Origin of the sequence: Exiguobacterium sp. s95, assembly GCF_018618655.1 — a bacterium.
GTDB lineage: Bacteria > Bacillota > Bacilli > Exiguobacteriales > Exiguobacteriaceae > Exiguobacterium_A > Exiguobacterium_A oxidotolerans.
On the sequence record NZ_JACSMM010000008.1, the window covers coordinates 77406 to 89109 of the forward strand.

Below are 11704 nucleotides of genomic sequence, written 5' to 3' on the forward strand. Positions count from 1 at the left end.
ACGGAAGAAAGGGGTATTTCCTATGAATCTCATTTTTAAAGAATCGCGACGTACGATTTCATCTTGTGGCTGGTGTTTAAACGCTTCTACGGTTACGGTCGCACCCTTGGCTAGTCGGGAGATGGAACGCGTCAAACCGGTGACGAAACGTCGCACTAAAACATCTTAAAAAAACGTCCATTAACGGCGTGGCTTCATTCCGTTCGTTACGGTTTGAAGCCATTTTTTTACACACTCAGATGAAAGGAGAATGAACATGATTGGACTTACTGTACTCGCTGAGAGTGAAGGCTGGCTCCACCAGCTTGAACCGACAGCGGACTTCATCGCTTTTTGTCAGTCGCATCGTTTTTCGTTCGATCATTACGATTACAATGTGCACACGTTTCTTGATTTACTGGATTATATGGATTTTCAAGAATTTGAACACTATTTGTTCATTCTTCGGGGGAGCGGCGAACGGACGATGCGACTCGTCGCCTATCTTCAACAACGGATGCTGCATGTCCAGTTTCATTTGATTAATGACCGGGGGGACGTTTTGTTTGGGGATCCGTATTTTTTAGACGGTATCACGGTACCGTTCGAAGAACCGCTCGCTGACTCACAACCGATTGCCTTACAAGATGCCTTGATGTCTTTATTCACAGGTGTCTATCCGGACGCGACGTCCCGGCATCCGCAACCACTCCGGCATATTTACGCAGAAGAGACGAGTCTACTGAATTCCATCAATCCGGCACTATTCGATCAGATGACGATCAACAGCTTACTGTACATCGACCAACCGACACGGCACGATTTACCGGTCATTGAACTGATGAGCCGCGTTCCGGTCCTGGTCGCCTTCTCGGATACCCTGTCGTTCGACATCAAGGCACACCTTGCCGTCGTCAGTCGAACGGCAATAGAAGCTGCCTTCGAAACGTGGCAGACGACGAGCCGCGTACCGAACCCGGGACACTATATGGGGATTCTCGATTATGCGACACTCACCGGGATGACCGTGTCTCATCGGCTATTTATTTTTAAAGACGGCGTCTGTGCAGATTACGGAAAACAAATCTGCTTGAGCGGGCTTGAAGAGATTGATATTTGTCAGTTGCGTCATCGTCAACGGGAGACATTCGCACCGATCGCGCCACACCTTCAACTCGCATTGTATCCTTTACTGTATCAGCTGGCCTCGGCCTTCTTGACCGAAAGTCAGTTTGTCACTCCATATACCCAGTTGGATTTACCTCGGACGCCCGGAAAGCTCGGTCCCTTGACGATGATTGGCATTCAAAATCGCGAAGGGGCATTCGTGTTCGAACTGACGACGAACCAGCTGTTTGAAACAGATGAAGTCTTTTTATGGATTTTGGAAGCCGATCAAAAAGACCGGTTCGATGTATTGCCGGAACGCCTCGGTTCTGATTATGAAACAGTCATTCAAGCCTATAAGGAGTTGATGTATCATGGGTGACGTACCACTCTTTGGACCATTTTCACGAAAAGGAAGTTATTCGAGAGTGACCGTGCTCGATGATTTCAACGCAGATAACCGTTTCATGCGTCTGCATCAGGAAACGATGCAACTGGCAGAAATCGATGAATTGACATTTTATCGCCGGTATTTAAATCGGAATGACCGTGTCCTCGTTTATGGAACGTTTGATCCGGGCTTGTTCAACACGTTATCTGAGGAAGGATATGATTTGTATCTCGTCGAACCGGAAGCCGGCCGATTGAATGGAATTTCTTCACGGTTTATGCATAAAGTATACGGTCTTAGTTATGATTTAATCGACGCTGTCGGGTATGAAGCATTTGAGAAGCTGATTTTGCCTGGGACGACGGTTGCCCGGTATTCACGCGGCGAATTACTGTTATTTTTCCGAAACATCCGCCAGCTTCTGACGACAGATGGTCAACTGTTAGTGAATGTTCATAATGCCAAGCATTTAAAGCAACAGACGCAACCAATCGCTTCAAAACGTGTAAAGGACTGTGCTCTATTCTATGGACAGAAGGTGGAGGGGGAGCGGTTGATACTAAATCTTTATCTGAAATCTGATCAGGATGAGAAAGTCAGTTATGCTGTCGAGCATCTCTATGAACCAACCACTCTCTTTGAATTCGCGAAACTATCGAAATATGCAGGACGTACTCTATATGCAGGGAAAACCGTACACATCTTAGAATTTGATAAATTAGGATGAATTTCACCAGGGGGCAGATTAATAATCTGCTCCCTTGTTTTTGTTTAAGGATTAAAGTACGGATTAGACTTTTTAATGAAGAATGATTAAAAAAATATTTTAAATATTAGTTTGAATGGGTCTAAAGTCAGGGTATTATTTAAACTAGTTCATCACTTAGGGGCAGCCATCATGAAATTCGGAGGATCAATACGTTATGGATAAAAAAATGGCACAATCACGGACTATACAAGCCAGCTGTTTTGAATTCATCTCTACCTTATTTCCGGAAGAAACGTTTCAATTCATGGAAGAGCAAACCTTTCCGGATGCATTCGGTCAAATCGGCACATATTTGACGTTTAAATCGAAGGAGCGGGAACTAAAATTTAGCTTCGTTGAACAAGCCCACCAAAAGTTCGAGCGGGTTTTTCTTGCGGAAAAGAGTAAAGAGTCTTCTTTTTTTAGTCGTTTGTTAGAAGCCACATATGAAGAGGAAACATTATACATTCATCATATCGTCAAACCGGATTGAACTAAAAAAACACGATGAGAAGTGCACGGGAATAGTTCCTGTCTACTTCTCATCGTGTTTTTTAGACTTCGATTGATTCGAGACCTTGCTGTAGGGCTTGATTGACAGAGGCAGCCATCTCTTCACGGACTTCATGTGATAGTAACCGACCGTTAAAGTAAACTTCATTCGAGAGTGTAAGGTGAACGAGTATATCTTCAAGGACAAGCTTAAAGTCGATTGGTTTCGATGGTTCGAGCGATTGGCTCATAAAATCACTAAGGGTCGGATGCTGGACGTGCTCTGGATCAACCAAATCAATGACAGTCGTATTGAGGGCGATGGCGAGCCGTTCAAGTGATTGCGTGCTTGGCATCCGTTGTCCGCGTTCATAGGCAGAAATCGAGGTCGTCGATTCACCGCATCGCTCAGCGAGATACTTTTGTGTATACTTGTGCTGTTTTCGTAGTTGCATGATTTTTTTCCCGAGAGCTCGGTTCATGTTATAGGTTGTCAGACGCTCAAGACGTTAGTCAGGAGAGGGACATCCTTCACCTCCTTTTTTAGAATGTAATCGATTTATCGGTAGAGCAGCTAATGATAAAGCTTATGGTTTGTGAAGCTCAAATCCTACTTTTAACGGTACTGCTATAGTACTAAATAACCACTTCGACTATAGCGCAAACCTATCAAATGTAAAAAAAAGTTTTTTAGTAATTCAAATTACATAATTATGTAACTAAAAGGATGTCTAAACAGTGTGGGTTCCATTGATTAACTGAGAAATTCAAGAAGAACTCATGGTATTCTAGAAGCGTGTTGAATAAGGAGGACGAGTTATATGCGTAAAATCCCTTGGTCCGGTTACATCACCTTGGCTATTCTAATTATTTTATTTATTTCGAGTTCGATGCCGTATGAAGAGCAATCGTTAAAGCCCGGGCTGTCCCGTTATTTTAATTTGGACTTTGTGGAGGCGTTTCGCTTCATCTCATTTGATTATCACGGAGAAGTCAGTGTTGAAGCGCTTGGTGCATCCGGTTTTGTCGAATTCTTTATTCGAAAAGCAGCGCACTTATCGATTTTCATGGTACTCGGATTTGCCTTGGTCGACTTGACCGTTCGCTTGTTGCGTCCCTATGTACTAGCCGGTTTATTCGCCTATACGTTGGCAATCACGATTGCTGTCTTTGATGAATTCCATCAAATTGTAACAGGCGGACGAACCGGGTTGATTCAGGATGTCTTATTAGATGGTACAGGTGCGTTAATTGGTATTGTATTGTATCGATTCATTCGGAGAAAACGTCGAGCGGAGCAACTGATTAGACTGTCTTGAGACTTTTGTCTCAGTTCAACGTTTTTTTGGAAGGAATCTTGTCTAGCAAAAGCGAATCCTTTAGGAATAACTTATAAAAGGAGCGGACAACATGAAGAGACCTCATCTGTTGATTACGAGTGCAGGTCGTCGTGCGAAGCTGGTCGAATACTTCGTTCAGGAGTTTCAGGAGGGGGCGGTCAGCGTGGCAGACTGTAATCCACTTGCACCGGCACTCTATATGGCACCGAACTACCATATCGTCCCGAAGATTGATCAGCCGGATTACATCGATCATTTATTAGAATTGTGTCAACGCGAGCAGGTGACGGCATTGTTGTCGTTAATCGACCCTGAACTCGAGTTGCTCGCGACAGCGACGGAACGGTTTGCAGCAATCGGTGTCACGGTCATCGTTTCTCCGCCATCGTCGTGTCTGCTTTGTTTTGATAAGTACGCGATGTTCGAGCACTGTACCTTACAAGGTATCCCGCATGCGAAAACGTATCATGCCCTCACGTCGTTTCGTGAAGCGGTCGCACTCAAGGAAGTTGGTTTTCCAGTCTTCGTCAAGCCACGCAATGGGAGTGCGAGTATCGCCGTAAGACGCGTCGAGACATTAGAAGAAGTCGAACGATTATTTGAACAGAGCCCCGGCTTAATCGTGCAGGAATTTCTTGATGGGCCTGAACTCGGCGTCGATGTCTACGTCGATCTACTGTCTCATGAAGTCACGTCCATCTTCATCAAAGAAAAATTGGCGATGCGAGCCGGAGAGACGGATAAAAGTCGCTCCGTCCTCCGGACCGATGTATTCGAACTCGTCGAGCACGTCCTCGCCGGTTCTGGACTGGTCGGTCCGCTCGATTTCGATATTTTCGATGTCGACGGAACGCTCTACTTATCGGAAATCAATCCCCGCTTCGGCGGCGGGTATCCCCATGCCTATGCATGTGGTGTCAACTTCCCCACTCAAGTCTGGCGCAATTTATGCGGGCTCGTCAATCAACCGGATATCGGTCACTATCAGGAAAACCTTTACATGATGAAGCACGATACGCTGACGCTCGTATCGGCTGCACAGTTTGAACAAACGAAATACTAAAAAGACGGAGGATGGCTCCTACGTCGTTCCGAAATCTTAGTGATGGAAGCGCGAACTGATTGTATCTCGATATCGCATGTTCACGCGTCATAAGCGTGAGCATGCTGAAAGCGAATCTTTGAGCTGTGCCGTAAGGAAGAAAATTCATGCAGATATTTAAACGCGTGTTCCGTCCCGCATATAAAATAAAACGCCGATGTTTCCGTTTTTCCTACGGAGCCATCGGCGTTTTCGATGCGTCTTTTCTCGTTCCTGATGTCTTGATGCGTCTTTTCTCGTTCCTGATGTCTTGATGCGTCTCTACGTTATACATACGAAAGCTTTGATCTCTTTTGATCCAGCCCCGTTTTTAAATGGAATTATGAGAGCGAGACACGGGAACGCTTGAGGCATTGAACAGCGGACGTCCAGCTTCCGAAGAGGGCATTGATCGTCGAAGTGCTCGGGACAGATTTTCCTTCAGCCCACTTCCGGTAATGGATGATGCTGAAGGAAGGAAGTTCAGCTTGCGCTTGTTTTAAGGCGTTGAGCACATCTTCTTCGACCCATTTCCGGCGGGGAGGCGCGATATCGAGGCACGCGAGGGCATCGACCCACGAGCCGTATTTTCGGGCAATCGTCGCGACCGTCGGATGCCCATTTTCTTGCGCCCAAATCGAATAGGTTTGGGTCGTCAGACGCGGGAGGACGTCCGATGCTTCGAGGAGCGCATTGATGATGCGTTCTTCCGTCATGCAGACGGAGCGTGTCATCTCGATATGTGCTTCCTCAAGGGCCCGTGACCATGACCCGAAACGAAGGTTGATTAACGTTAAGGAAGGACCCTGTTTCGCTTTCGCCCATTCACGATAACTGTTGCTATGAAACGGATGAAGGCGGTTCGAGGCTTCTTTGATGAACGTCAAGATTTCTTCATCGGAAAAGTAGGGACGAATCGATGAAAGTCCTGCTGCATGCAATGCTTCGCGCCATGAACCGAAGACGTTGATGATCGTCGTGATCGAAGGTACTTCTTTAGTACTGGACCAGCGGGCATATGTTTTAGCGTCTAACGCAGGTGAGGCAAGACTTGCCTCGACCAAACTATCGATCACTTGTTGTTCTGTCCATTTCTTCATGATGTCATACCCCTTTCGTGTAGGTGTTCGTCTAGGTGTGGGTACTGTCTGTTAGTGTGTCGCGACGGAATGTCGCGTATGCGAGTAGACTGAGCCAGATGAAATAAAAGCCGCCCGGTCGAATCAGGATGCTTTCTGTAAACTGAAGCAACAACAACCAGAAGATGAGCAGTAGAAGTGTGAGCGACTCGACGTCGTCAAAACGATAATTCCGAATTAAACGAAACAAGATGAAACTAAAACATAACACGTAGAGGAGTAACCCGATGATGCCGAACTCATAGAGGAAAACGATCGGCGTACTGTGAAACGTGTAAAGGGTCTCTTCTCCCAATTGCTCAAATAAGCCGGTCGTTGCGGCGCCGAAACCATGACCGACCCAAAAGCGATCTGCTGAAGCTGCGAGTCCCGCCTGCCAAAGATCAAGGCGACCATTCAAACTGACTAAATGGAGGAGGAGTCCCGGCTTTAGCGACAGGGCGCCAAACACAATTGCGATTCCGGTGATGTAACAGGCGCTGACCTGAAGACGTAGTCGCCGCGAAGGTAACAATAGAACGGTCGTCAATAAAGTGAGTAGAAAAAAAGAATAAATGCCCGTTTGCGAAGCACTTGCCAACAGCCCTCCGCATATCAATGCCAGCGAAACGCCAAAGAAGAAGAGACGGCGCCAGGCACTCGTCGTGATGGAACGGAGGACCGCAATCCAAGCAATCAATCCACCAGGAACAAGCCAAGCAGCAAATGCGTTCGGATTGTTCGTCAAGCTGGCTAAGCGTAGAAAGCTACCTTGCTCCCCGACATAGAGTTGTGGAAGCGCGATCGGACCAATCCGTAACCACTGCAAGTTGTCGATTGGGATGTAGGATTGTCCAAACGAGACGAGCAGGGCGTAACTCGCTAAAAATAGTGCCTGATAAAAGAGGATGAGAAATAAGAACCGGTGCCAGTGAGTGAAAAGCGGAGAAGAGAGTGATAGGACGATGATCAGAAACATCCATGTCGTCAAAAGAAAGAAGAGTGAAAAAGGTGCATCCGTCGCGGGACGAGAGAAAAACAAGACAGTGTGTAATGTCAAATAACTCAAAAAGACGAGGATGAGTCGATGCGAACGAGACCGAAACGGAAAGTATAACGGACGGGACACGATATAAAAAATGAGAAAGAGTAACGGGTATAAAAAGACGGTCACGACGTTCCAATGCTCCGGTAAGACTTCATCCGTAAAGCGTAACGGACGCGTCCACAAATCAATCGTCACAAATAGCAATAGGATGAATAAGGCAATTGACTCGGGTATATTGACGGATTTTAACATCATTTCTAAAGTCTATCCACCCTTCATATAGGACTTATTACCGATTATGTGACTTTTTAATCATCAAATTGGTATTTACCCGTAAATAAACGATATTTATGCGGATAAGATGAATATTTTTGAAGGAACGACGATTATTTTTCTGTGAATCGTCTTTTTTTCGTGAAACGATATTTTTCGATGATGTAATGATACGCATGCACAACGACTACTGAAAAAAAACTAATCATTTCCACCAAGCTCTAATTGTTTTGGTAGTCGTTTGGAAATAAGGTGAAGTCATAACCAATGACCCTCCGACGTTCAAGGTAAGAAAGGGGTGAACCATGTGAATACCATGCATCAAAAAAGAACATTTGCAGACCACTTGATGACATTGAAAAAGGGTTGGTGGATCCTCATCGTCTGTGCCATCTTGTTTGCGGGTGCCGGTTACCTGATCAGCACGTACGTCATTAAACCTACGTATGAAGCAACAGCTTACATCCTCGTCGTACCGCAAAAGAGTAGTGACACGACTTCCTCGACGTCACTCGTCAGTACCTATCAAGATATTCTTCGGAGTCCGGAAGTCGTCGATCAAGTCGCCCAAAAGATGGGTGTGACCGATAAGCGTCTATTCGATTTAACCGATCGCTTGACGGTGTCGAGTAACCTTGATTCTCAAGTCATCGCCTTATCCATTACAGATGGATCAGCTGAACAAGCTGCCATCCAAGCGAACACGATGACAGAAGTGTTCCAAGATTACCTGCCTCAGTTGATTGATACGAGCAGTACGGAAGTTTTCTCGACGGCACGGATTCCGACGAAACCGATGTCTCCGAACATCTTGATGAACACGGCAATCGGCGGTGTACTCGGGTTGATGTTCGGCTTACTAATCGTCTATTCCCGTGTACTAGGAAAGAAGTCAGCAACTGAATCAACGAAAGATGATGCACCCTATCCACAAGCCGTCAGCCGTCCACACTCATGATTCGGGGAAGGAGGAGCAGTCATGCAAGCACCACCATTGCATCAGTATCGTCGCCATATGAAAATCGGACTTTTACGCGGGGTCGACGCACTGATCATCGCCGCCGCAACCGTCGTCACCTTCTACTTCTTCAATCCCCTTCACCTGACCGTCCAGTTCGATTTACGGAATGCGATTGAAATCGCATTGATTCAATGGGTCGCCCTAACACTCGTCGCCCACTGGATGCGCTTTTATCAAATCGTTTGGCGTTATGCGAGTCTGAGGGATTTAGGTGTCCTCCTGTTTGTCGTCGTCGCCAGCAGCTTTGTCTTACTCGGACTCGAGTATGCCTTGTTCGACTTCGCCGTCGAGCGCGCCGTCTTCCTGCAAACGGGACTTGTCCTAAACGGTATCTTATTTGTCCGCTTAGCGATTCGCGGACGGACGCTTCAACTGAAACGGGACCGGACGCTCGGTAAACGTACGTTAATCATCGGTGCCGGAGCTTCCGGACAGATGATTACGAAAGAGTTAAAGCAGAAAAAAGCGCACATCTTGAACGTCGTTGGTTTACTCGACGATCTCGCAGAACTCAAAGGGATGCGCATCCACGGCGTCCCCGTCATCGGAACAATCGAGCAGCTCGAATTCATCATCGAAGAACAGAAAATCGAAGCGGTCGTGCTCGCGATTCCTTCCTTATCCTATACGGAGCGGGTCGCTTTACTCAATCGCATCAAACAGACGAAGGTCGAAGCCCACACGTTACCGATGCTCGTCGAACTGGCATCAGGAAAAGTATCAATCAATCAAATCCGCGAAGTCTCCATCGCTGACTTGCTCGGTCGTGAACCGGTCGAACTCGACATCACGGAAATCGAACGAAGCGTCAGCGGGGCGACCGTCCTCGTGACGGGAGCCGGTGGATCGATTGGCTCAGAGATTTGTCGCCAGTTGATTAAATTTAAGCCCGACCGGCTCATCCTCCTCGGACATGGCGAGAACAGCATCTACTTGATTCGCCGGGAGCTCGAATGTATGACCGATGGTACGGTCCTTCATTCCGTCATCGCGGACGTTCAGGATTTAGAACGACTGAATGAAGTCATGGGACGGTTCGAACCAGATCTCGTCTATCATGCGGCAGCCCATAAGCACGTCCCGTTGATGGAAGATAATCCACGCGAAGCTGTCAAAAATAATATTTACGGGACACGCAACGTCGCGCTCGCGGCGGAAGCAGCACACGTCAAACGATTCGTCATGATCTCGACCGATAAGGCCGTCAATCCGACGAGCGTGATGGGGGCGACAAAACGGATTGCCGAGATGGTCATCCAGCAAATCGCCCGCAACAGTGAAACGACGTTCGCCGTCGTCCGTTTCGGAAATGTACTCGGCAGCCGTGGTTCCGTCATCCCGCTCTTCAAGGAACAAATCGCAAAAGGCGGACCGATCACCGTGACGGACCCGGCGATGACCCGGTACTTCATGACGATTCCGGAAGCGAGTCGGCTCGTCATCCAAGCAAGCGTCCTCGCAAGCGGAGGAGAAGTCTTCGTCCTCGACATGGGAAAACCGGTCAACATCACGACGCTTGCGAAAAATTTGATTCACTTGAGCGGTTTTACGGAAGAACAGATTCCGATCGTCTACAGTGGCATTCGAAAAGGCGAGAAGCTTTATGAGGAGTTACTCGCAGAAGAAGAAGTCCATGAGGAACGGGTTTTCGAGAAAATTCTAGTTGGGAAGACCCGGCCCTTCGGCTCCGTCGAACCGTATCTTCGGGAAATCAATCGTTGCCTCGACGATGAAGAGGCGCTTCGGACGTACCTGCTCGGTGCGACGAATGACAGCCGCCCGGTCGCGATGCCAGAAGTCGTCCGGATCGCGCGAGAATGAGAGGTGAGATAAATGAAAGCACCGCGGCAGTTATCACGCTTTAACTTGATTTTCATTGCCGATACGGCCTATTCCTTACACCAATGGATGATTTTGACGCTCTTAATCAAATGGAGCACGCCACTCAACATCGGTTATTTCAATTACGCTCTCGCCTTGACGGCCCCGATCGTCATGTTCTGTTGGCTCAATGCCAGCACGATTTTGACGGCGGAACGGGCCGGGCTGAAGAACTTCACGCTTTTCATCAAAACACGGTTCTTCCTCTTGACGCTCGGTGTGTTCGTCTTACTGATCGTCTATTATTTCTTCGGTAAAGCGGATATCTTACTGTTGACGTTACTCGTTTATCTCAATAAATACATGGAATCGTTCGCCGATCTCTCGTACGGCTTCCTCCAAGGACACATGGCGTTCAAAGAAGTCGCCTTATCGAAGATTTTCAGAAGTCTGATCAACGTCTCGGGTGCAGCCTTGATTCTCTTTACGACCCATTCGATTCACGGATTCGTCCTCGCGATGATTGCTGGGAACTTAATCATGCTGATCATCTACGATTTACCGACCGTCCGCCGGATTGGACAAGGGTTTGAAAATATCACGATGAGCGATCGCTACCAAACGGGCCGGCAATTGTTTTTCAAGGCCGTCCCGCTCGGATTTGTTGCCTTACTCGTTGCCTTGAATGCCAACATCCCGCGTCTCTTCGTCGGTCAAACCATCGGGACGGAAGAACTCGGTTACTACGCGAGTATCGCTTACTTACTCGTTTTAGGTAGCTTGTTCATCCACTCGCTCGTCGCCGTGCTCTTACCGAATTTTTCGTCAGAGACGGGCGAACGACAAAGTCTCCCGGCACTCCGAAAGCTGACACGCTCGATGCTGCTGATGACAAACGCGGTCGGTGTCCTGTTGATCATCGGTGCCATCTTCTTCGGAAAGTGGGGGTTGACGATTTTCTACAATGCTTCATTCGTGCAGTACCATACGATTTTCGTCTTGATGATGGTCGCTTCGCTCTTTTTCTATAATTCGACCGTCATCCAAGCGTTACTAACGGGATTCCAGCAATTTCGCATCCAGACGCTTGCGATTTTCGGAAGTGTCGCCGTCAATCTGATTGCCTGCAGTTTCTTGATTCCACTGTATGGGTTATACGGTGCGACGACGGCTTATGCGTTATGCGCCGTCACGCAAATCGTCTTGTTGGTGCCAGCGCTCTACCGGGCGCTCTATCCGCGGAACTTGCCGCTCGCGATTGAACAAAGTAGCTAAAGGAGGGAAA

12 protein-coding genes are annotated in these 11704 nt (G+C 47.6%); 9 read left to right on the forward strand and 3 right to left on the reverse strand.

Going from position 1 to position 11704, the window contains the following annotated elements; translation table 11 throughout:
- Window positions 1-22 precede the first annotated feature (22 nt).
- From KNP99_RS12335 to KNP99_RS12350, 4 genes are all read left to right on the forward strand, one after another.
- Window positions 23-169 (forward strand): hypothetical protein, encoded by a 147-nt coding sequence (locus KNP99_RS12335; RefSeq protein ID WP_157898498.1) that lies wholly within the window; start codon window positions 23-25, stop codon window positions 167-169.
- 87 nt (window positions 170-256) lie between these two features.
- On the forward strand, window positions 257-1468 hold the full coding sequence (locus KNP99_RS12340; protein ID WP_215193291.1) for a hypothetical protein: 1212 nt from the start codon (window positions 257-259) through the stop codon (window positions 1466-1468).
- Window positions 1461-2204 carry a hypothetical protein gene (locus KNP99_RS12345; RefSeq protein ID WP_088837894.1) on the forward strand — a complete coding sequence of 248 codons (744 nt, stop codon included), beginning with the start codon at window positions 1461-1463 and terminating at the stop codon, window positions 2202-2204. The genes KNP99_RS12340 and KNP99_RS12345 overlap by 8 nt, the downstream gene beginning before the upstream one ends.
- 196 nt (window positions 2205-2400) lie before the next feature.
- Window positions 2401-2718, forward strand: coding sequence for a hypothetical protein (locus tag KNP99_RS12350; RefSeq protein ID WP_088837893.1), 318 nt, complete (start codon window positions 2401-2403; stop codon window positions 2716-2718).
- 61 nt (window positions 2719-2779) lie between these two features.
- On the opposite strand, the gene KNP99_RS12355 is transcribed toward KNP99_RS12350, so the two are convergent.
- The gene (locus KNP99_RS12355; protein WP_214767037.1) at window positions 2780-3199 is read right to left on the reverse strand and encodes a helix-turn-helix domain-containing protein; all 420 of its coding nucleotides are present in this window, start codon (window positions 3197-3199) and stop codon (window positions 2780-2782) included.
- 339 nt (window positions 3200-3538) lie between these two features.
- Between KNP99_RS12355 and KNP99_RS12360 the strand changes: the two genes are divergently transcribed.
- A complete protein-coding gene (locus KNP99_RS12360) occupies window positions 3539-4036 on the forward strand; it encodes a VanZ family protein (RefSeq protein ID WP_214767039.1) in 498 nt (165 codons plus the stop codon).
- Window positions 4037-4127: 91 nt separating this feature from the next.
- Window positions 4128-5120, forward strand: a complete 993-nt coding sequence (locus KNP99_RS12365; RefSeq protein ID WP_214767041.1) for an ATP-grasp domain-containing protein — start codon at window positions 4128-4130, stop codon at window positions 5118-5120.
- 359 nt (window positions 5121-5479) lie between these two features.
- Here KNP99_RS12365 and KNP99_RS12370 read toward each other — a convergent pair whose 3' ends face one another.
- Both KNP99_RS12370 and KNP99_RS12375 read right to left on the reverse strand, forming a co-directional pair.
- Window positions 5480-6238: a homing endonuclease associated repeat-containing protein gene (locus KNP99_RS12370; protein WP_029331624.1), complete on the reverse strand. Its 759-nt coding sequence runs from the start codon at window positions 6236-6238 to the stop codon at window positions 5480-5482.
- Between the two features lie 31 nt (window positions 6239-6269).
- A complete protein-coding gene (locus KNP99_RS12375) occupies window positions 6270-7559 on the reverse strand; it encodes an O-antigen ligase family protein (RefSeq protein WP_251133095.1) in 1290 nt (429 codons plus the stop codon).
- Window positions 7560-7893: 334 nt separating this feature from the next.
- On the opposite strand from KNP99_RS12375, the gene KNP99_RS12380 reads away from it, so the two are divergent.
- From KNP99_RS12380 to KNP99_RS12390, 3 genes are read left to right on the forward strand one after another with little or no spacing between them, the layout of a single operon-like run.
- Window positions 7894-8535 carry a YveK family protein gene (locus KNP99_RS12380; protein ID WP_251133099.1) on the forward strand — a complete coding sequence of 214 codons (642 nt, stop codon included), beginning with the start codon at window positions 7894-7896 and terminating at the stop codon, window positions 8533-8535.
- A 21-nt stretch (window positions 8536-8556) separates the two neighbouring features.
- A complete protein-coding gene (locus tag KNP99_RS12385) occupies window positions 8557-10419 on the forward strand; it encodes a polysaccharide biosynthesis protein (RefSeq protein ID WP_088837887.1) in 1863 nt (620 codons plus the stop codon).
- 12 nt (window positions 10420-10431) lie between these two features.
- The gene (locus KNP99_RS12390) at window positions 10432-11694 is read left to right on the forward strand and encodes an oligosaccharide flippase family protein (protein ID WP_214767047.1); all 1263 of its coding nucleotides are present in this window, start codon (window positions 10432-10434) and stop codon (window positions 11692-11694) included.
- The last annotated feature ends 10 nt before the right edge of the window (window positions 11695-11704 follow it).